The sequence below is a fragment of the Pseudoxanthomonas helianthi genome (genome assembly GCF_017939625.1).
Taxonomy (GTDB): domain Bacteria; phylum Pseudomonadota; class Gammaproteobacteria; order Xanthomonadales; family Xanthomonadaceae; genus Pseudoxanthomonas_A; species Pseudoxanthomonas_A helianthi.
The window spans coordinates 199,812-222,653 of the sequence record NZ_JAGKTC010000003.1 but is presented as its reverse complement, the minus strand read 5'-3'; the positions used below and the strand labels follow the sequence as shown (position 1 = coordinate 222,653).

The window sequence follows — 22,842 nt, the reverse complement described above, 5'->3', positions numbered from 1 at the left end:
CATAGTCGGCAGAATTCCCCGCTTGGCTTTAAGCTAGGAGCGTCGGATCGGGTTTGTCAATCATCGCCTCCACCCCGATCAGGACGCTGCAGATACGACGACAATCAGGAGTGATGGTCCGAGTGCAAAACGTCCGCTTCCCTGGTCTGCGCGTACTCGTCGTCGACGACGATTCAATGATGACCGCGCTGTTGTCGATGATCCTGTCCGACTACGACGTGGACCTGGTCGGCGTCGCCAACAACGGGAACGCCGCGTTGGGCCTGCTTTCCGGCAAAGCGGCCGATGTGCTCATCTGCGACCTCAACATGCCCGGCATGGATGGGGTGCAGTTGATGGGGTTGGTTTCCACGTTGGAGCAGCGTCCGGCCATCATCGTGCTGAGCGGCGAAGATTCCCGCATCCTCGACTCCAGCCGGCAGTTCGCCGAAGCGAAAAACCTGACCGTGCTTGGCGTATTGAACAAACCCATCGCGCACGAGTCCTTGGTCGCGCTGCTGGCCCGTTACCAACGCAAGGAGCAGCGGGCCACGAACAAGGCCCCGGATGTCGCCTTGGACCAAGCGCACATCCGCGCTGGGCTGGTAGGGACGGCGCTGCGGTTGTCCTACCAGCCCAAAGTCGACCTGCGAACCGGACGCCTTATCGGAGTCGAAGGCCTCCTGCGCTGGACCGATCCGGAATCGGGGGTGTTGTGTCCACCCGGCGAGGTGATCATGGCTGCGGAGCGGCACCACCTGATCAATGAACTGACCTTGGCCATTTTCGCGCATGCCGTCCGGGATCGCCGTATCGCCGCGGCCGGCGGGCTCGCCGTGAATTTTGCCATCAACCTTTCGTTGGAGAATCTGAAAGAGGCGAGCATCGCCGACCAGATGCTCATGATCGCGGCCCGGGAGGCCGCAACGCCCTCCGATTTCACGCTTGAAATTACCGAGACCCACCTGATCGACGATCTCGCGCGGATCCTCGAGCCTCTCCTCCGCCTGCGCCTGCAAGGTTTCAAGATCGCACTGGACGATTTCGGCACGGGTGCTTCCACGATGCAGATGCTTTCCCAACTGCCGAGCACCGAGCTCAAGATCGACCGCAGTTTCGTCGCCGCGGGGCCTCTTGGCTCCCAGGGCCGCGCTTTCCTGCAGTCCGCGGTCGAGCTTGGCCGTCAAATGGGCCAGTCCATCGTTGCCGAAGGCATAGAAACAAACAAGGAATTGGAACTGGCGATCGAGCTCGGCTGCCACCTGGGACAAGGCTATCTGTTTTCCCGTCCGCTCCCCCTCGAAGACCTGATGGTGTGGGAACGTTCGCGCGCCGGCATGCGTGCGACGGCCGGAATACCGGTCGATTAGAGCCACGCTATCCACGAACGAACCTCTGCTGGCGCAAAGCCAATTAGCTCGTTGACAACACCGGAAGATGGGCCCGGTCGTTCGCCATGACGGCGGCGCAACCGGGCCACCACGGCGCTACCAGCGCACCCGGACACCTGCGTTCGCCGCTCGATGTTCGTAATCGGTGCCCTCGAGGTCCTCGCCTACCGAAATCACCCCGAACAGGCTGACCTTCTCGTTGAGCTTGGCTTCGACGCCCATGTCCAGGCTAGCCGCCAGCCCACGGTCGTGGTTCGGAAATAGCCGCGGGGTTGCGTTCGGACCTGTCCCGGTCACCTCAAGGCCGGTGGCCTTCTCCCCGAACGTGTCCTGCACCGCCAGCGTCGCCCACGGCCGGATCGATGCGCCCCCCGCGGTTTTGAACGCTTTCTCCAGGCGCAGTCCTGCGCGCGCAGTGCTGGTCACGTCGTCGTCGATCACGAGGGAGCGCCCGCCTGCATCGACGGTGTCTTGCCAGTGCACCTGGCTCGCATCGATCTGCATCTGCGGTTCCAGCGTCCATCCGCCTTGCAATGCGTAGCGCCAGCCCGCGCGCGCGCTCAACGTCAAGCTGTTGCCGACGAGGCGTTCGTTGAAACCATCCGCGGTCCGCACGTGGGCGCTTGGGCGCAGTCCGCTCAGGATCACGTCGGCGTAGGCACCATTGGCCCACTGGTTGCTGAAATACAGGCCGCCCACCGGCGTGTCCATATCGATCTCCGACTCGCCGATGCCAGGCAGATCCGTCGAGTTGACGCCACTGGTCCAGTAGTTCGCGCGCAACAGGCCCAGGTAGCCGCCGAAGCGCAGGATCCGGTCGCTGCCGACGGCCTGGTCGAAGCCCATGTAAAGGCCCACGTCATCGCCCGACAGCTCGAAGCCCGGATTGGCGCCCAGTTCGATTTCGTTGGTCGCCGTAGCCACCCAGAAGCCATGGCAGTCATCGATCACGCCCGCACCGGCGCGTTCGGCCGTGCCCTTCGGTCCGCAATCCGAATCGGTAACACGTACACCGGCCAGGCGCTGGTGCACCAGGTCGCCTCCTTGCTGGGCCATCAATGCCCCGATGGTCGGCAATACCGCATAGCCCGGAATCTCCGGCAGCACGCCGCCGCCGTCGGTGCCCAGATACCAGTTGTGGTCCGTACCGTTCTGTTCGAACGTCCACGGGAACACGCTGCCCTCCAGGCGCACGAAACCATCGACCGGCTCCGCGGGCACGAAGGCCCCCGCCGACGCGTTCGCCGCCGAGATCACCAGGATGTCCGTGGGCGCGGTCACATCGGTGCCGTCGCTGGCAAAGATCACGCCTGTGGTACCGCCGACGTTGCCGGCGATGTCCAGCCCGCCGCTGGTGCCGTTGGCCGGCGATACCGTCACTTGCAACAGGCCATTCGCCCCGTTGTAGCCACCACTGATGGCGACGCGATTGGCGCCCACGTCGATGCGCCCGGCGTTCTCCACGCTGCCGGTCAGGCTGGCGCCGTCGTTCGCGGTCCAGACCGACGTGTTGTCGATGAACAACGTGGCACCCTGGAGATCCAATGCGCTGGCCAGGGTCAGGCTGCTGTTGTCCAGCAACTCGACGCGTTCCCAGCCGCTCGTCACGTCGAAGTTGTCGGCTTCCAGTTCCAGGGAGCTGAAACTCAACACGTCGCCGCTGCCCGCGCCACCATCCACGCCGGTCAATCCGCCCAGGTCGCCGCCGACGAAATGCGCCGAATCGTTGCCGGCACCGAACGACAGGGCTCCGTTCACGGTGCCCATCGACACGAACGTATCGTCGCCGGCGGTTCCGGTGAAAGCGCCGTGCACGTCCAGCGTGGCCCCGACATTGATCGTGGTGTCCTGGCTGCTCAGGGTGTGGCCAACCGCCACGTCCAGGGTGCCCTGCTCGATCTGCACGTTGGTATAGGCCTGGTCCCCCTCGGCGATCAAGGTGCCATTGCCGCCCTTGTACAGCGTCTCGAAGTTCACGGTGGGACCCAGCACCATCGTGGTGTCCACCTGCGCCTGGATCGTATCGGTGCCTGCGCCACCATCCACGGCATTGGCCAGTCCGCCTAGGTCGGCACCCTCCATCAGGACCAGCCGGTCGTCTCCATCGCCCAGCGCGACCGTACCGCTGCCCGCGACCGTGCCGGCGACTTCGATCACGTCGTCACCTTCGCCGCCAGCGAAAAGGCCATCCACGTTGAGCATGGCGCCCATGGCCAGGTAAGCGCTCCGCACCCCTTCCAGGCTGCCGTCGACACCGATATCCAACGTGCCGTTATCGACGGTCACGGTGGCGAATGCCGACGGTGCCGGGCCGTCGACATGCAGCGTGCCGGTATTGGTCTTGGCCAGCGTCTCGAAATTGATCGCACCACCCAGCGTCGCTTCGCCGGCCAGGTCGGCGACGAACGTATCCGTACCCGCCCCGCCATCGACCGGCGTGAGCAAGCCGGACAGATCCGCGCCATCCTGGATCGTGAACGTGTCGTTGCCGTCGCCCAGGCCGACCGTACCGCTTCCGGTCACCGTACCCGCCACGGTCAGCGTGTCGTTGCCGCCGGTGCCGGTATAGGCGCCGTCCACCTGCAAGGTCGCACCCAACGCCACCGTCGTGTTCTGCGCCGCGATGCTGCCGCCCGCGGTCACGTCCAGCACGCCGGCCTGCACGGCTACGTCGATGAAATTCGACGGGCCATTGATCTGCAACGTGCCATCGCCCGACTTGCCCAGCGACTCGAAGCCCAGCAGGCTGCCCAGCGGTACCGTGTTGCCGGTGCCCACATTGACGTTGAGCATGTCGTTGCCGGCACCGCCATCCACCGTACCCAGCATGGCCGTGGTGTCGTGCACCACGAACATGTCGTCGCCGGCGCCCAACGCCAACGTACCGCCATCCGTGTCGAGCGTGCCCGCCACATCGAGGACGTCGTTGCCGTCGCCCAGGTCACCGCCCGCCTGCATCAGTGCGCCCACGGCCACGTTTACCGTGTTGGCGCCAGCGCTGCCGGCGATCGCCGCATAGCCGCCGCCATTGCCCCGCAGCGTGCCGTCGACGTTCAGCACCGTGTCGTCGGCCAGCGCCACCGTCGGCGTTTCCAGCGAGCCCGCTACCATCAAGATACCGTTGTTCACCGTGGTGCCGCCGCTGAAGCTCTGCGTGCCGGTCAGCGTCGCTTCGCCGGTGTTGTCCTTCTGCAACTTCTCGAAGTTGACCACGTTGCCGCCGTCGAAGCTCAACGCGCTGGCGTTGTTCAACACGACCGTGTCGCCGCTGCCGTGGCCGCCGCCGCTGATCGTCGTCGCCAGCACCGCGCCGTCGTTGAGCGTCAGCGTGTCTTCGCCGCCGCACAGATCCACCGTGCCGCTGCCGGACACCGTGCCAGACACCGACAGGTTGTCGTTGCCGTCGCCGCAGCCGAAGCTGCCGTCGACGTTGAGCGTCGCACCGCTGCCGACCACGGTATCGAGCGTGCCGCCTGCGGTCGCCACGACACTGCCGCCCGGACCGATGTTCAGCGTGCCGCCCAGCACATCGACCGACTGCAATTCGGTCGCGGCGGGACCGTTGATGTTGAGCGTACCGGTGCCGGTCTTGGTCACGCCTTCGAAGTTGACCAGGGCGCCCAGGTCGGCCGTGGCGTTGATGTCGTAGACGCGCGTATCCAGTCCGGCGCCGCCATCGACGGTGCCGACGACCACGGTGCCGTCGTGCACGACGAATCTGTCGTCGCCGTCGCCCAGCGCGAATGCACCGCCGGCGGTGTCGAGCGTGCCCACCACGTCGAGCGTGTCGTTGCCGCCCCCCAGGTCGCCGGTCGCGATCGCCGTGCCGTTCACCGTCACGGTATTGGCACCCGCGCTTCCGGTGATGGCCGCAGGATTGCCGCCACCCGCGTCGAGCGTGCCGTCCACCGTCAACGCGGTGTCATCGGCCAGCACGACCTGTGGCGTAGCCAGGCTGCCGGCCACTACGAGGCTGCCTTGCATGACTTCGGCGCGCACGCCGTAGGCCTGGTTGCCGACCAGCGTCGCCGTACCGGTGTTCTGCTTGCTGAGGACTTCGAAATCGACGATTGCGCCGGTTCCGAAGACCAGGTCCGCCGCGTTGTCGAGCACGATGGTGTCGCCGCCGCTGTCCGCGCCGCCATCGAGCAGGCCGGTGAAGCCGCCCAGGTCGGCGCCGTCATGCAGGGTGAGCGTGTCGTCGCCATCGCCGAGGCCGATCAGGCCATTGCCGCTGATCGTGCCGGACACGCCCATCGAATCGTTGCCCGCCGAGCCCAGATAGCTGCCATCGACATTCAACGTCGCGTCGCCAGCCACCGTCGTGGACGTAACCCCGCCGATGCTGCCGGTCGCGCCGACGTCCAGCGTGCCGCCGTCGACATTGACGGTGATGAAAGACGAAGGCGCCGGCCCATCGACATGCAAGGTGCCGGTATTGGTCTTATTCAATGTCTCGAAATTGACCGCGCCCCCCAGTGTCGCCTCGCCCGCTAGGTCGGCGACGAACGTATCCGTACCTGCCCCGCCATCGACTGGCGTCAGCAGGCCCGACAGGTCCGCGCCATCCTGGATCGTGAACGTGTCGTCGCCATCGCCCAGTGCCACCGTTCCGCTTCCGCTGACCGTGCCCGCGACCACCATCGTGTCGTTGCCGACGGTACCGTTGTAGCTGCCATCCACCTGCAGCGTGGAGCCCGCAGCGACCGTCGTGTTCTGCGCCGCGACGCTGCCGCTGGCACTGACTTCCAGCGTGCCCGCGCTCAGGTCCACGTCGATGAAGGACGAAGGGCCGTTGATCTGCAGGGTGCCGTCGCCGGATTTGCCCAGCGACTCGAAGCCCAGCATGCTGCCCAGCGGCACCAGGTTGCCGGTGCTGACGTCGACGTTGAGCAGGTCGTTGCCGGCGCCGCCATCGACCGTGCCGAGCACCGCCGTGGTGTCGTGCACCACGAAGGTATCGTCGCCGGCACCCATGCCGAATACGGTTCCGCCGGTGTCGAGCGTGCCGGCGACGTCGAGCACGTCGCTGCCGTCGCCAAGGTCGCCACCGGCCTGCAGCAGCGCACTTGCGGCCACGTTGACCGTATTGACGCCGGCGCTGCCGGTGATCGAGGCATAACCGCCCGCATTGCCTTGCAGCGTACCGGTGACATTCAGCACGGTATCGTCGGCCAGCCCGACCGTCGGCGTTTCCAGCGCGCCGGCCACGGTCAGTCCGCCGCCATTCACCGTCGTGCCGCCGCTGAAGCCCTGCGTACCGGTCAGCGTTGCTTCACCGATGTTGTCCTTCCGCAGGAACTCGAAGTTCGTCGTGTTGCTCGCGTCGAAGCTCAGCGCGCCGGCATTGTTCAGCACCACCGTGTCGCCCGTCCCGTGGGTGCCGCCGCTGATCGTGTTGGCCAGCACGGCACCGTCGTTGAGCGTCAGCGTGTCTTCGCCGCCGCACAAGTCGATGGTGCCGCCGCCGGACACCGTGCCCGAGACGCTGAGCGAATCGTTGCCGCTGCCGCAGCCATAGCTGCCGTCGACGTCGAGCGTCGCGCCCGCCGCAATCGTCGTATCCAGAGAGCCGCCAAGCATTGGCGTAACGCTGGCGCCCGCGGCGACATTCAAGGTCCCGCCGAGCACATCGACGACCTGCAACTCCGTCGTACCCGGACCGGTGAGGTTGAGTATGCCGATGCCGGTCTTGGCGAGGCCTTCGAAGTTGAGCAGCGCACCCACGTTGGCGATCGCGTTGATGTCGTAGACGCGGGTGTCCAGACCGGCACCGCCGTCGACCGTGCCGAGCACCAAGGTGCCGTCGTGGACGGTGAACGTATCATCGCCCGCGCCCAGGTTGAAACTTCCGCCACCGGTATCGAGCGCGCCGGCGATGTCGAGCACGTCGCTGCCATCGCCAAGGTCGCCACCGGCCTGCAGCAGCGCACTTGCGGCCACGTTGATCGTATTGACGCCGGCGCTGCCGGTGATCGAGGCATAACCGCCCGCATTGCCTTGCAGCGTACCGGTGACATTCAGCACGGTATCGTCGGCCAGCCCGACCGTCGGCGTTTCCAGCGCGCCGGCCACGGTCAGTCCGCCGCCATTCACCGTCGTGCCGCCGCTGAAGCCCTGCGTACCGGTCAGCGTTGCTTCACCGATGTTGTCCTTCCGCAGGAACTCGAAGTTCGTCGTGTTGCTCGCGTCGAAGCTCAGCGCGCCGGCATTGTTCAGCACCACCGTGTCGCCCGTCCCGTGGGTGCCGCCGCTGATCGTGTTGGCCAGCACGGCACCGTCGTTGAGCGTCAGCGTGTCTTCGCCGCCGCACAAGTCGATGGTGCCGCCGCCGGACACCGTGCCCGAGACGCTGAGCGAATCGTTGCCGCTGCCGCAGCCATAGCTGCCGTCGACGTTGAGCGTCGCGCCCGCGGCGACGACGGTATCGAGCGAAGCACCGACCGCCGCGATTACGTTTCCAGTCGCGCCGACGTTCAACGTACCACCGTCGACAGAGACCGTGCTGAAGGACGATGACCCGTCGATGTTCAAAGTGCCGACATTGGTCTTGTTCAGCGTTTCGAAATTGACCGTGCCGCCCAGCGTGGCACTGCCGGCGATATCCGCAACGATCCCGTCTACGTCTGCCCCGCCGTCCACCGGTGCCGCCAGCCCGGCGAGATTCGCGCCGTCCCGGAGGGTGAAGCTGTCGTCGCCATCGCCCAGGGCGACCGTGCCGCTGCCGGTCACCGTGCCCGCGACGGTCAACGTGTCGCTGCCTGCAGTGCCGTTGTAAGCGCCGTCCACCTGCAAGGTCGAACCTGCGGCAACCGTGGTGTTCTGCGCGGTCACGTTATTGACCTGCAACAAGCCTGCCTGCAGGTCGACGTTGACGAACTGGGCCGTACCATTGATCTGCAAGGTGCCCAGGCCGGTCTTGCCCAGCGACTCGAATCCCAGCAGGCTGTCCAGGGTCGCGGCATTCGCCGCACTGATATCGACGTTCAACAGATCGTTGCCGATACCGCCATCGACCGTGCCCAGCACCGACGTGCCGTCGTGGATGGCGAAGATGTCGTCGCCCGCGCCCAGGTCGAACGTGCCGCCGACCGCGTCGAGCGTCCCGGCCACATCCAGCACGTCGTTGCCATCGCCCAGGCTGCCGTTGGCGCGCAGCAGCGCACCCGCCGCGACGTTCACCGTGTTGGTTCCGGCGCTGCCGGTGATGGCGATGGCATCGGTCGGCAAGGGGCCTGCGGTAGCGGTCCCGTCGACATTGAACACGGTATTGTCGGCCATGCCCAGCGTCGGCGTGGTCAGGTTGCCGTCCACGCCCAGCGTGCCGGCATTCAACGTGGTGCCGCCACTGAAACCGAGCGTGCCGGTGAGTGTGGCGATGCCACCCTGGTTCTTCACCAGCAATTCGTAGTTGGCGACGTCGCTGCCGTCCAGCGTCATTGCCAGGGCATTGTTCAGCACGACGGTGTCGCCGACGTTGTGCGCTCCGCCGCTGATCGCATTGGCCTGCGCCAGGTTGGCGCCGTCGTTCAGCGTGAGCGTGTCGTCGCCTCCGCACTGGTCGATCGTACCGCTGCCGGTGACGTTGCCGGACACGACAAGCGTATCGGCGCCAGTGCCGCAGCCATAATTGCCGTCTACGTTGAGCGTGGCACCGTTGGCGACCGTCGTCGCCAGCGTACCGCCCGTCGCCGCCGCGATGGCGGCGCCCGCCGCCACGTCCAGCGTGCCCGCATTGACGTTGACCGTGGCGAAGTCCGAGGTGCCCGGGCCGTTGACGTGCAGCGCGCCGACGCCGGTCTTGGTCAGCGTTTCGAAGCCCTGCACCACGCCCAGCGCTGCCGTGGTGGCGATGTTCGCGTTGAGCGTGTCGGTGCCGGCACCACCGAACACCGTCCCGACGACGCTGGCGTTGTCGTGGATGACGAAGCTGTCGTTGCCGTTGCCCAGGTCGAAATTGCCGGCGCCGGTGTTCAGCGTGCCGGCAACGTCGAGTACGTCGGTGCCATCGCCCAGCGTGCCGACGGCGAGCAGCGAAGCTCCCGCATTGACATTGACGTTGTTGCTGGCGGCGCCGCCGAGGATGACGGTCTGGATGCCCGCGCCTGCCTGCACCGCACCGTCGATGTTGAGCGTGGTCGTGCCGGCCGCGTTGGTCATGCCGATGACCGGCGTGGTCAGGCTGCCGTTCACGTCCAGCGTGCCGCCGCTAATGGTCGTGTTGCCGATATAGGTGTGGTCGCCGTTAAGCGTGGCAGTGCCGGTGTTGCTCTTGAGCAGATTTTCGTAGTTGGCGACAGTGCCCTGGGCGAAGTCGATGAAACCTGCAATATCCAGTTGCACCGTGTCGCCGATACCGGCGGTGTTCGCACCGCCGTTGAAGACGCCGGTGTAGCCGCTGACATTGGCCCCATCGCGCAGGATCAGGGTGTCGTCACCACCGCACTGGTCGATGGTGCCGTCGCCGGTGACATTGCCCGAAATGCTGATGGAATCGTTGCCGGTGCCACAGCCGAAGGCGCCGTCGACATTGAGCGTCGCGCCGGAGGCGATGGCGGTATTGAGCGCGCTGCCTGCCGTCGCGATGATCGCCGCACCTGCATCGACGTCCAGCGTGCCCGCGTTGACGTTGACCGTACTGAAGTCCGAGCTTCCCGGGCCGTTGAGGTGGAGCGTGCCGGCGCTGGTCTTGGTCAGGGTTTCGAAGCCCTGCACCACGTCGAGGTCCGCCGTGGTGCCGATGTTTGCGTTGAGCGTGTCGGTGCCGAGGCCGCCCAACACCGTGCCGGTGACATTGGTGTTGTCGTGGATCAGGAAGGTGTCGTCGCCTGCAGCTAGATCGAACGTTCCGCCCATGGTGTTGAGCGTGCCGGCCACGTCCAGCGTATCGCCGCCGTCGCCCAGGCTGCCATTGGCCAGCATGGCGCCCGCGGCGCCGATGCGAATCGTGTCGCTGCCGAGGCCGCCCGTGACCAGTGTGGCGCCTGCAGTGGATGTCTGCAGCGAGCCGCTTACCTGCAACGTTGCGCCACCGGCGTTGGTGAACGTGACGTCGTTGGTCAGCAGCGTCCCCGGCGTCACCAGCGTGCCCTGCTCCATCACCACATGGTCGATGTCGCTGTTGTTGGTCATCGTGGTGGTGCCGGGGCCACGTTGCACCAGCGTGCCGTCGCCGATGACGGCCTGGCTGAGCGTGTATGCATTGGAACGGTTCGCTACCAACGAGGCGCCGGCGGCGACAAGGGCTGTCGTGCCGGCGCCCAGGCTGCCAGTGGTGCCACCCGAACCGACCTCCAGCGTACCGGCGCTGACATTGGTGGTGCCGGTATAGGTGTTGTTGGCGGTCAGCGTCAGCGAGCCCGCGCCCGTCTTGGTCAGGCCACCGAGCGTGCTGGTGCTGCGCAGTACACCGCTCATGATCGCATCGCGCGCGGCCGTGCCGTCGTTGACGTGCACGGTGCGCGCACTGGCGCCGAGATTGATGCCATTGCGGAAGTCGACGGTGCCAGTGGCGGTCTGGTAGCCGAAGACCAGTTGATGATTGGTCGGCACGAAGCCACCGCTGCCCCAGGTCAGCTCGCGCGCATCACCGAACAAGTTGACGACTTGCGTACCATCCCACGCCGCGAAGCCGCCCGATCCGGTCCAGCGAACGCCCTGCTCGTAGTTGTCGTCGTCCAGCACCTCGGTGCCATAAGCCGGCAACGGTCCCGTCGCCCCGTCCGGATCGACCCCAACCGTCGTGCCGTTGTTGTCGATGAAAGAAAGGCCCCGCGTGCTGGTGCCGCGGAAGAAGCCGCCGCTGGCGGCAGTGAGGCCGAGTACGCCGCCAGTACCATCGGCGATACCTTCAAAGAGAATCAGGCTGCTCCGCTCCGAGGAGCCGGTGGTACCGTGGCTGCTGGCAACGCCCAGGCCGCCGGTGATCGCTCCGGCATTGTCCAGGCGAAGCGCGCCACCAGCGATACGAGTATTGCCCGCATAGGCGTTCGCGTGGGCGTTGTTGTCGGTGACCAGGGCCCATAGGCCTGGACCGGCTTTGCGCAGGGTGAAGATGTTGTTCGGATTGTGGAACTCGGCCGGGGTAAGGCCGTTGACCAGCGTCGGCGCGAACAGGTTGTCCCCGTTATTGGTGCCGCCCAGCGTTTGGGTAAATCCACCGTTGCGGTCGACGATCAGGCCGGTGTTGGTCAGCGACAAAGGGCCGGTACCGGAGGATTCGAGGATGCCGTTACCCCAGGCCCAGAACAGTCGATCAGTGCTTTCGCCGCTGCCAATGTAACGCAGCGTGCCGCTGTTGCTGCGGAAGTCCGAAATCAGATCGCCGGCGCCGACACTGGATGCATCGCCCGCGTTGCCGATCGTGGTTGCCTCGAAGGTGCAACCATTGACGAGGAAGCGGCCGGTAAAGGTGTTGGCGCCGCTCAGGCGCCAGACGCTGCCGGCGGAACATTGGGTACCGATGAGAGCCGTGGTGCCCGCGCCATCGGAGATGACGCCGGAAAGGATATTGGGGTCATCGGCAACGCCGTTGTTGTCCGCATCGGTGCTGACGAAGGTTCCACCCAGGCGCAACTCGTTGCTGGCGCCGCTGGTCGTGGTGGCGACGTCACCGCTGAATTCCAGGGCACCACTGCCCCGATTGAACAGATGCAGGAGCGAACCCGTGCGTCCGGCAAGAGCCAGGTTGCGGTTGCCGCTGGCCGGTCCGGTACCTTCATAGATCAGGCCGCCGTTGTGGCTACCCAGTTCGATGGTTGCACCGGTGCCGAACGAACTCGCCGTACCGACGTCTGCCAGGGTGTTGAAATACACCCACATGTTGTCCGTGGCGCTAGTTTGGTCGCCGCCGCCGATCCGGGTGTCGCCGGAATAGGTGTTCAGCCCGAACAGGTCCACGTCGCCCTGCCCCTGCAAGGCCAGAGCCCCGGTGCCCTGGATCACGCCCTGCAGTCGCACGTCGCGGTCCAGACCGGCCCCCTCGTTGACGTTGATGGCACGCTCCGACGCACCCAAGTTGATGCCGTTGTCCCACACCACCGTGGAGTTGGTGAATCGACCGCCGAAGCGCAGCATTTCGCCATTGGGCACGAAACCTCCGACGCCCCAGGTGAGAGTGGCGCCGGTGCCCCCCAGGTTGACGTGGCGCTCCCCACCAATGGCACCAAAGCCGCCCGAGCCGATCCACTGGACCTGCCCGGCGCCCGTGCCCACCGCGTCGGTGAAGTCGCCGGAGGCCGCGGTCATCATCAGCATGCCGCCGTTCTGGATACCGCCGACGCCGTTGAATTGGACATTGCTGTTGGGCGATCGTGCCGCTGCGGTGCCCAGGATCAGATAGCCCCTGTCGGCGAGGTCCTCGCCGATCACCGTGGCCCCCGAATAGCTATTCGCGACGGTCAGCTCCAGAGCGCCATTGCCGCGCACCTGTAAGCCGCCAGTCCCCTGTAAGACGCCGCTGATCACGGCATGATCGGCAATATTGCCGTTGTCCGCGCGCACGTCGCGCAGGCCGCCGGTCAGGTCTATGCCATTCTGGAAGTCCAGCTGGCGGGCGTCGCCTCCGGTGGCGTTGGTACCAAGAATCAGCGCATGACCGTTGGGAACGAAGTTACCGTCGTTCCAGGTAAGCGTGACACCGGCTCCGCCGAGATTGACGGTGACGTCCGATTGATTGTTCAGGGCATAGAAACCGCCGGTTCCGGTCCAATGCACCTGGCCGCCACCGGCGCCATTGGGCATGGTGATGCTCGGCTCGGCGCTGGTGCCGTAGATGAGGGTGTTGCTGCCGTTGTTGAGGCCCTCGAAGCGTATGTTGCTGTTTGGCGACAAGCTGATGCTGTTCAGCACCAGCTGCGCGCCGTTTCTGATGATGGTGTCGCCGCTGTAGGTATAGCTGCCGCCATCGAACCAGGTGGTGCCGCTGGCCAGGGTCAGGTCGCCGGTGAAGCTCATGGGACCGTTGAAGCGGACGCCCCCACCCTGCGTCAGCACCGAAAGCTGGTTGGCACCGGTATCCTGCAACGGTCCGCGTACGGTCAAGTTGTGGCCACCGACGCCCAAATGCAGCACCGTGTCGGCGGTCAATACAGGCGTGCCGCTCCAAGTGGCGTTGCCGAGGCCATCGATGTAGCGATCGCCCCCCGTGAGGGTCACATCGTGGTTGAGCGTGGCATTGGTGTCCACGCGCAAGACGCCGCCGTTGAGGACTAGCTGCGCGGCATCCGTATCCCCGCCGAAGGCGTCGCCTTCCACGCGGAGAAAGCCGCCGTTGACGGTGACCACGTTGCCAGCGGCGGCAGCGGCCGCGTCAGTGCCCCTCATAAAGAGTTGGCCGGCGTTTACCGTGATACCGCCAGTGAAGCTGTTGGTACCATCCAGGTAGAGTGAGCTATCGACCCCGCCACCTTCATTCAAAACCAGACTCAACCGGTTGATGCCGGTATCGGTGAGGTTGCCCGCAAAGACGGTGTTGCCATTGGCCCCGGTGTTGGTCACCTGCAGCGTGGTATTGGCGGTGAGGACCAGGTTGCCGGTCCAGGTGCTGCTGATGTCGGCGAATGGTTGGTTGATGTTGATGGTGCCGCCGCCGGCGGCGGTGATGTTGTGATTCAGGCTGATGCCGCCCAACCAGAGGTTGCCGCCATTGTTGATCACCAGATTGGCGGCCGCGGTATTACCGCCGAAGGCATTCGCGTTATTGACTTGCAACACGCCGCCGTTGTTGACGGTGACTACGTTGGCGGCGCCATTGAAGCTGTTGCTGCCCGTGCCGACCAGGCGCGCATTGCTGTTAACGGTGATACCGCCGGTCAGCGTGTTGGTGCCGCCCAGGACGATCGCGCCATTGGTCGAGCCGCCGCTGACCCGAAGGCCGTTGCTGCCGGCCAACACCGAATTGATCGTCGCTCTGTTCCCGCCCGTATAGCTGATGGTCGGGTTAGTGCCGGCTAGGGTCAGGGTGTTACCCGTGAGCGTGTATTGGTCGGCCGTGAAGGTCAAGTTGTGGGCGGTGATCGGCGCGCCCAGGGTGACCGTACCCGCCGTGCCGCCAAAAAAAGCGTCATCAAGCGCAGGATTACTCCAGGGGCTGAAAGGACCGGTAACGCCATCGGCAAGGGGGCTCCAGACCGGATTGGTCGCGTTCCAGATGCCATTGCCGCCCTGCCCGGCGGTGCTGCCATTGGGATCCCAGTATCGGTCGGCCGCGTAGGCCGAGGGGTACAACGCCGCCAGCGCCAGCAGGACGCCCAGTCGCAATGGCCACGCCGTGTGCCGGGAGATTCCGGCGGTATCGCCATCGTGTCTGTCTTCGAAGGTTACGGTGCGTTGGTCGACCGTTCCGCCGCGCTTGCCGCGACGCATGCTCAGTTCCGACGCGACCACCCACGCTTGCAGGACGTACGACCAAACGATGCGGAATACCCGATTCATCCCCTGCTCCTTCTGTTCGGACCATCGAACGCCGCCCGCGGCCACGGCCGCCCCGGCAAATGTCGCGCCATCGGGACCGCGACAGAGCGCGCCCCCCATCCGTCAATTCCCAAAAACCCACACTTCATCCCCGAACGGCGGGCACGCTCGTTCGTGCCGTTTGTTCGGGCCTCTGCTGGTATTTGCCCCCTTATCGATCCGAGACCGGACGGATAAAGCGCTTCATCGCACTAAGGCGAAACATACATTATCGAGTTCGACCAGCCTGTGACATTGGGAAAGTTCCTATGTGACGCGCCGCACAGATGACCGCACTTTCCACTGCATTCCGATTTGCCAGATCCGCGGCATCGCCCGCATCCACGGCTAAGCCGACTGCCTGCTTAAGCCGAGGCTTCGTCTCAAAGCATTGTCGCCCGCAGATGCATGCGCTCCATCCACCTGTTCCTTCGCAATCATTTCCACCAGATCACAGACCGCCTTTTGCGCCCTTTTGGGCAACCGGCGGATCACCTCAAGCAACCTCGCTTCCGTCTCGTCCACGGCATAGTCGTAGGCGACGGCCGGAACTTCGATCTCGGGGCTGCAGGTCGGATCGCCTCGGCCCGTGGCAAGCCATTCAAACGGAACGTTGGCCACGATGGAGATGGCGGCCAGATGCTCGACGCAGGGGCGCGTGCCACCATCGCGCTCCCATTGCGTCACCGCACTGCGATGGACACCGACCCTGCGGGCCAACTCGTGTTGCGACAACCTCATAAGCGTTCGACATCGTCGTATGCGCAAGGCCATGGAGGCCATAGTGGTTCTCTTCGTAGCTTGATGCTGTTCGATAAAACGGCGATCGCTTGGGGTCGTCAGATCAGGGCAGCGGCGAGAGAGGTTGAAGTTTCGCGCCCTCGAAATAGGTGACGCGCAACTGCAGCCCCTTTTGCGAGTAGCCGATGAAGGTCGAGTTGGCCGTGGGTTCGTGCGCAAGCACGTATCGCGAGGCGAGCATCGCGTTTTCGAGTTCCAGCAGCACCCCCAGGCTTTCCGGTTGTTTCAGCGCAGCGTTGTACGACTCCAGGACTTCGCGCGCGAAATTGAAGAACGGAACGGTCTGCTTCTGTCCTCGGAAATCCGGGGAAAAGAACTGCCTGTAGTAGTACATCGGCTGGCGCAACCTGGGCAGGATCCGCATGACCGCCGTCCCGACGCCGACCAGCGACCCATCGGTACCGCGGGCGATGCACACGGCCTGACGCGCGCGAGCAGCCGCCCTGTCGGCATCGGGAATGGCGCGATTACGCGCCCAGAAATCCGTCAGCTCGGCGGCGAGATCTTCGGTCACACCCTTCCAGACGGCCACGAATTCGCAGGGCAGATCGGGCATCAGCGACGCTCCTGGCCTTCACCCGCCGCTGCGGGCGCGCTTCCCCGCGTCTTCTGGCCTAGCGCGAACAGTGCTCGAACAGCGGCCACATACTCGTCGAATTCGAGTCTTCCGTCCTTGTCGGCATCGAATGCCGGCAGACCCGGCGCAGCCTGCCCGGCCTGTTTCACCAAGGCCAGGTTGGCGTACTCGCCTGCCTCCAGTGCGCCGCTACGATCAGCATCGATGGACTGGAACTGCTCGCGCAGACGCACCTCCAGCGCAATGGCCTGCCGCAAGCCCGGGTACCCTTTCCGGAACTCTTCCTGCGACAGATTTCCGTCGCGATTCGCGTCTAGTGCGGCGAAGACTTTCGAACTGCCGTCCGTCTTCGGCGCTGGCGAAGCCGCCTGTCCCGCCATTGCAATCCAAGGGGCGCAGCACATGGGAAGGGACGCGATCAACGCGAAAGGAACGGCGCGCGCACTCATGCTGATCGGGCCTCGTCGTTCCCCATCTCCGTCGTGAAAGTGATGAGCTCACGGATCTCCGGCGTGCGCAGGCCGACCACCATCGGATTCTTCACGTTCGGAAGGAAGCAAAGATCGAATACCTCCGTGATGTCCCCCTCGAACCGTATCCAGTTCAATACGTCCCCGTTGGTCAGCGACACGATCTGCACACCGCACCAGGGATCGGCATCCCGCTTGCGCAATTCCTCGTCTAGCTGCAGTCCTTCGAAGCGCTGGTTGCGCGGCTTCGACAGGCCGATCGCGGCGACGTTGCTGATGATGGAAAGTCCGCGCAGGAATCCGGGACAGAACACGAACGGCACGAACTTCCTGGTTTCGAAATCCACCCATCCCAGGTGACCGGTACCTGCGTTGAGCACCCACAACTTTCCGTTCGCCCAGCGAGGCGAATGCGGCATCGACAGGCCTTCGCAGACGATCTCGTTGCTGGCGACGTCGATCACGATGCCGCCGTCGTGGCGCCGGTCGCGCCAGCCGTCCACGCTGTCGCTGCGGCACACCGCCGTCACGTAACGCGGCTCGCCGTCGACCATTGCCAGGCCATTGAGATGACAGCGGTCTTCCGGCGCCAGCCGGCTGATGAAATCGGGTTTCCAGACCGCCTTGAAGCTGTGCGTCTGGTCCAGTTCCGCCAGGCACGAATACTTGGTGTTGACGAACACCACCTTGCCGTTCTTGCGAATGCCCAGTTCGTGGATGTCGAGGTCCCCGATGGTCTGCGCGTTGCGCGGCACGTAGCACTTGTCGAACTGCTGGTGGATCACTTCATTCGCACGCAGGACGTTTTCGAAGCGCCACAACTGGTACAGCCCGCCAAGGTAAATGCGCTGGGCATTGCCCACCACGCCCATGGCGCGTTCGAAAATGCGTTCGAAGAACGACACCCTGCCCTGCCGGTCGCTGCCCACCAGATACAGCCGGCCGGTCTGGTACGAGGAAACGGCCAGCGAAAGCCTGTTCGCCGCCAACCATCCCGCCAATCCGCGGGAGCAGCTCTTCTCCACCTTCAACTTCATCAGGTCCTGCGGGGGCGCGGTCACGCTTTGTACCGCCGGCGCCGACTGGGTCCCTTCGTCGGCAGGCGACAAGCCGGCCCCGTCGTGTTCACCGGCCTTCTCGCCGCCCACTTCCGCATTCTTCTTTCTTGCCACTTGTTGCTTGCTCCTCGATGCCCGCCGGTAACCGGCGGGACAATATCACTACCTGTTCCGGCGCCATTACCAGCCGTAGCGGACGGTCAGCTGGCCGCCGTGGACGCTCTGCAGCGAACCGCCATCGGTCCAATTGAACCCGCCGCTGATCGACAAGCCGTTCCGCTGTGCCGTCAGGCCCAACTCGATCATCGCGCTGGTGCCCTTGGTTCCGACCACGCCGTGCAAGCCGTCACCAACCGAATGGCCGAAGTCCCCGTCGAACTCGCGAACGGCGCTGGCCGAGCCATATGGACTCCATGCAAAGCCCCGCGCCTGGAACGTTTTCTCGAAAGTCACGCCCAGGCGGCCTCGCGACGACGTTCCGCCTTCGCTTGTGAAAGCGGTCGCGCCTCCACTGAGCACGCTCATGTCGTCGATGCGGGTACGCGTGTACTGCAGCTGCGGCACGATGCGAAGCCCGCCCGCCGTGGTGAGGACATGCCCGACTTCGACGTTGGTGGCCTGCGCCGAGGTCTCCGTCCGGTGTTCCGTCGAGGACGAGCGTAAGCGCGCATCCACCCCGATCCAACGATGCGAGACATCGGCATAGGTGCCGTCCTGGCCGAACCAAGTGGTGTACAGGCCGAACGTGCGGCCATCCAGGTCGTCCCGGCCGGCGCCAGCCACAGCTTGATCGCCTTCGGATTTACCGATAAGCACGCCCAAGGAAACCGTCTCGGACGGCCGGACGTCCAGGCCCAGTTCCCAGCCGCGGTTCGACTGGTGGAAGCCGAAGCTGCCGCCTGCGCCGTAATTCGCGTCATGCTGCAGCTCGACATCGCCGCTGCTGCTGAACATGCGCAACCAAGGCGAAGGACCCGCGTCGTTCCGGGGCACCACGATGCGCGGACGATAAGCGCCGATCTGCGCATTGATCATGCTTTGCACGCCCGGCGCGACGGCGGCGGCCGTCGAACCCACATCGTTCAGGCCGGTCACGTCCGTGCTCAGGGCGAGGATGGTCTCGGCCGCGTTCAAGGGATCCGCGGAAGCCTTGAGTCCGAAGTCGAGGGAAACGAAACCGGTGCGCGCGTACTGGACCTGGCCCAGCGAGAAGCCATCGGCCTGGGCAGTGGGGACACGGGCCAGGGTGATGTCGCTGCTGGCCGTGCCCGGCAAGCCGATCAGGCCGACATTCAGCGTTTGCATTTGCGCCGAGGACACCGTGGCGAGGGGCATGGATGAAAAGGCAGCGACTGTCTGCGTCTGCGCCTGTCCGAGGTCCGCCTGGGCGACCTGGAAGGTATCGCTGCTCTGGTCGGCCGCGTTCACGTCGAGATTGATCGTGCCGTGACCCTCAAGGGCTCCGGTCAGGACCAGCGCGTCGTCGGTATCGCCATCCAGGAAACTGATGATACCGTCGTTGACCAGCGTCGCCGATCCGATCGCGTTGCCGTTGCCTGACACGCGCAGCGTGCCGGCGTTGAGGAACGAGTTGCCACCGTCAGCTGCACCCAGTTCGATCACGGCGTTTTCCATGACCACCAGGCCGTTGTTCACGATGTGGTCGTCCCCTCCTCCGAAATCGGAGTAACCCACCGTAAACCAGGTCGCTCCCGCGGCATTGGCCAGGCTGTCGCCGAATCCGCCGGTGACGATGGCGCCGGTCAGGCTGCCGCGATTGTCGATGCTAGCCGTCGCATCCGTCCCCGAGGAGATGGCGATCCGGATGCCATCGCCGAATGCGCCGATGCTGCCGGAATTGGTCAGCACGCTGTTGCCCTGGGATTCCATCGAGACCGCGATGGCCGTGGCGTCGCTGCCGTAGGCGGCAGCGACGATTTTGCCGGTGTTGTCGACCTGCACGCCTTCTTCGCCCAGGACGTTCGCACCGGTTGCGTTGGCAATGGCGCCGGTCGCGGAGGCGAGGATGTCGCCGCCGTTCACCAGCCCCGCATTGCCGTAGAAACTGTTGACAATGGCTCCGGTGGCCAGTGCGTCATCGGCTTCGGTGACAGCGGTGATGTGGCCAGCATTGGTGACGCCTGCCGTGAGCGCACCGAGTGCTACCGCGCCGTAACTGCGGCCTACGCCGCCGTCGGCGCTCGCCGTGGCGACGATGCTGCCGCTGTTGTCGATCGCCGTGCTGCCGCCATCGGTAACCCTCACCGGGTTCGCCCAATCGCAGCCATAGTCGTCGCAGTTGTAGGTCACCGTCTGGTGCAGCGAGAATCCGTAGCTGCCGACCGCCCAGGCATCACCGTTGGCAGCAATGGCACCGGCACGGATGGCACCGGTGTTGTCGGTGCTGGAGTCGTACTGGCCCAGCACGAAAGTGCCGTAGGCCGATGCATAGCCGAAATCGGCGCTGGCCATCGCTTCGACATCGCCCCGGTTGACTATTTCGCCAGTGAGGCTGACGGAGTTGTAACCGACCGAGGCACCGAATGCCGTCGCCAGGCTGGGGTTTGCATTCGGGCCATCTGCGGTGACCGTGGCATGCGAGATCACCGTGCCGGCGTTGTAGATACTGCCGTGATCGGTCCTGAACGTGTGCACGCCGAAACTGACTGCGCGACCGGCATATGCGTCGCTGTAAAGGCTGCCCACCGTGGCTTCTGCGGTAATGGTCGCGCCGGCCTCGTTGATCAGGTTACCGGAGTATTTACCCGTCACCATGGCGCCGTAAGCACCGACAATACCCAAACTGGAGGTCGCCGAGGCGGTAATGTCGCCCGAGTTGACCACCAATCCGTCGTACTTCGCGTAGACCTGTACGCCCGTCGCGCCCGCACCGCCGGAGAAGTGGTTCACCGCATCCTCGGAAACGGCGATGGCAGCGATATCGCCGTGGTTGACGATCGAGGCATCGCCCTGGAACCCGGCCCCGGCATAGATGCCTGCCGCCTTGGTGGCGCTGTAGAACGTGTGGGGGCCGTACGCATAACCATGGGCGTGGCCATAAGCGGTGATCTGTCCATCGTTGACGACGTCGATACCATATATGCCTGTCGCCTCGATGCCGGTCGCGAATCCGCCGCCATACAGCTCGGCTTCGCCGATGGAGATCACGCTGGCGTCCGCCGCATTGGCGACCGAGGTGTACACGCCCGAGGCCCCGATGCCTATCGACCCGGCAATGCCGGCTTCGGCAGAGGCGTGGGCCACGATGCTGCCGTGGTTATCGATATGGGTACCATCGAAACCGTACAGACCTGCTGCCTTGACGCCAGTCGCGTAGGCATACGAGGTGACATACCGATCCACGTCTCCGCGAACGGCATGGGCGACGGCTTCGATGTCGCCATAGTTCGCCACGCCCACCGCGCCCATCTGATTGACGGCATACGTGGCAATGGCATTTGCGATGCCGAGGTCGGCCTGCGCGTGACTCCATATCGAACCGGTGTTGTCGATCGACACCGCCCCGCCGTACGCTCCACTCGACTGCACGACCGCACCCCAGGCCGATGCGTAGCCTTGGCTGGTCTTGGAAACGGCGCCGATTTCCCCGGAATTGACGATGTCGGCGTCCCAATAACCCAAGGAGTTGACCGCGATCGCGCCGATGCTCTTGGCCTGCAGGAAATAATCGGTGCCGCTGATGTCCTCCTGCGCCAGTGCCGTGGCTGTAATCGTTCCGCTGTTGTCGATCGACGACGTGTAGATCGCGGCGAGGTTGTAGACACCGAACGCGACCGCTTCCTCTTCACCGTAGACGGCCATGCCGCCCTCGGCCACGGCCGAGATGGTGCCCTGGTTGATCGTGATTGCGTCACCCAGGTACGCGGCGACGTTCAACGCACCGTATGCACTGGCGCTCTCGCCATGCGCCTCGGCGAGGATGTCACCGGCGTTGGTCGTATAGGCGCTGAAGGTATAGCCGACCGAATACACGCCCGTCGACGACGATACGTCGCCGCTGGCGCTGGCATGGATGTTGCCCGCGTTGTAGACGGTGGAGCCGTTGTAACCGAACGAATCCGCACCACGCGCCACCGCCTCCCCGCCGTCTGCGCTGGCGCTGGCGGTGAGATCGCCGTAGCTATAGATCGCCGTATAAGCCCCGTATGCACGCGCTGCGCGCGCGGTGGCGCTGCCACCCTCGCCGGCGGTGGTGATGGCGGTGCTGTCGAGATCGTTGAAGATGCTTGCAACGTTGCCGATGGCATAAGCGCCCGTGGCGTACGCCAGTCCACCGGCCCCCACCGCCGTCGCCTCGGCGACGAGGTCGCCGCCGTTGATAAGGACGCCGATGCCGCTGTTGTGGGCGCCATCGACCACGGCCGCATAGGCTTGAGCGTCGGCAGTGTCGCTGCTGGCATGCGCTGCGATGCCGGCGTAGTTATGCAGTGTCGCTGCGTCCCAGCCTTCTACAAGCACGCCCATGCCGAAGGCGTCCCCGCCTTCGGCAATCGCAGACGCGCTGACGGAATCGTACTGGGTCAGTTCTGTGAAAGACTCGGTGGATTCGACGACGCCGTAGTTGATCGCAACTTCCAAGCCATAGGCATGGACGGTGCTATCAACGGCCGCGAAGGTAGCTGCCTGGGCGACCGAGGCGAATGCTTGCGGTCCCAACTCGCCGCCGACCGCGGTGATGTCGTCCACCAGCCACTCGACGGCCGGTATGCCTGTCGGCATCGACCAGTCCATCGCAGCGCCACCCTGGTCTTCGACCAACGCAACCGGGCCATCTCCCATTCCGACAGCGGAATTCACGCTTGCCGGCTGTCCGCTATCCGCTACCCGGGTCAGGTCGTATGGAGCAATCGCACTGCCTTCGACGTGTACGGCAGCGGAGCTGCACGCATGCAGGCTTGCAGCCGGCCCACATGCGTCATCGGCATGGGCCATCACCGGCGCCGAGAAGGCCAGCATCGTCGCCGAAACGGCCAGCGCGGCGCGGACCGCTCGGGCGATGGGAGCTACCGCGGGAATTGCGTGGATGCGCCTCGTGGGCGCGCCGCTGTGCTGCACGAAACCGATCATCTCTACCCCTGGGAAAACTGTTGTTG

7 protein-coding genes are annotated in these 22,842 nt (G+C 64.9%); 1 reads left to right on the top strand and 6 read right to left on the bottom strand.

All coding sequences use genetic code 11. From position 1 onward, the window contains the following. Positions 1 to 113: 113 nt before the first annotated feature. Complete coding sequence (locus J5837_RS12880) at positions 114 to 1,349, top strand: EAL domain-containing response regulator (protein WP_280518233.1); 1,236 nt, start codon at positions 114 to 116, stop codon at positions 1,347 to 1,349. 117 nt (positions 1,350 to 1,466) lie between these two features. Here J5837_RS12880 and J5837_RS12875 read toward each other — a convergent pair whose 3' ends face one another. From J5837_RS12875 to J5837_RS12850, 6 genes are all read right to left on the bottom strand, one after another. After that, complete coding sequence (locus tag J5837_RS12875) at positions 1,467 to 14,804, bottom strand: autotransporter-associated beta strand repeat-containing protein (protein WP_210537171.1); 13,338 nt, start codon at positions 14,802 to 14,804, stop codon at positions 1,467 to 1,469. Positions 14,805 to 15,170: 366 nt separating this feature from the next. Further along, positions 15,171 to 15,596, bottom strand: coding sequence for a helix-turn-helix domain-containing protein (locus J5837_RS12870; protein ID WP_280518232.1), 426 nt, complete (start codon positions 15,594 to 15,596; stop codon positions 15,171 to 15,173). Positions 15,597 to 15,666: 70 nt separating this feature from the next. Further along, the gene (locus tag J5837_RS12865) at positions 15,667 to 16,179 is read right to left on the bottom strand and encodes a hypothetical protein (protein WP_210537169.1); all 513 of its coding nucleotides are present in this window, start codon (positions 16,177 to 16,179) and stop codon (positions 15,667 to 15,669) included. Continuing rightward, on the bottom strand, positions 16,179 to 16,649 hold the full coding sequence (locus J5837_RS12860) for an EF-hand domain-containing protein (RefSeq protein WP_210537168.1): 471 nt from the start codon (positions 16,647 to 16,649) through the stop codon (positions 16,179 to 16,181). Before J5837_RS12860 ends, J5837_RS12865 begins: the two co-directional genes overlap by 1 nt. Beyond that, a complete protein-coding gene (locus tag J5837_RS12855; RefSeq protein WP_342345546.1) occupies positions 16,646 to 17,842 on the bottom strand; it encodes a TIGR03032 family protein in 1,197 nt (398 codons plus the stop codon). The genes J5837_RS12860 and J5837_RS12855 overlap by 4 nt, the downstream gene beginning before the upstream one ends. 66 nt (positions 17,843 to 17,908) lie before the next feature. Further along, positions 17,909 to 22,816 (bottom strand): autotransporter outer membrane beta-barrel domain-containing protein, encoded by a 4,908-nt coding sequence (locus J5837_RS12850; protein WP_210537167.1) that lies wholly within the window; start codon positions 22,814 to 22,816, stop codon positions 17,909 to 17,911. Positions 22,817 to 22,842 lie beyond the last annotated feature (26 nt).

Coding starts and splice junctions, on each gene's coding strand:
- J5837_RS12880 (WP_280518233.1), top strand. CDS start 114: ATGGTCCGAGTGCAAAACGTCCGCTTCCCTGGTCTGCGCGTACTCGTC.
- J5837_RS12875 (WP_210537171.1), bottom strand. CDS start 14,804: ATGAATCGGGTATTCCGCATCGTTTGGTCGTACGTCCTGCAAGCGTGG.
- J5837_RS12870 (WP_280518232.1), bottom strand. CDS start 15,596: ATGGCCTTGCGCATACGACGATGTCGAACGCTTATGAGGTTGTCGCAA.
- J5837_RS12865 (WP_210537169.1), bottom strand. CDS start 16,179: ATGCCCGATCTGCCCTGCGAATTCGTGGCCGTCTGGAAGGGTGTGACC.
- J5837_RS12860 (WP_210537168.1), bottom strand. CDS start 16,649: ATGAGTGCGCGCGCCGTTCCTTTCGCGTTGATCGCGTCCCTTCCCATG.
- J5837_RS12850 (WP_210537167.1), bottom strand. CDS start 22,816: ATGATCGGTTTCGTGCAGCACAGCGGCGCGCCCACGAGGCGCATCCAC.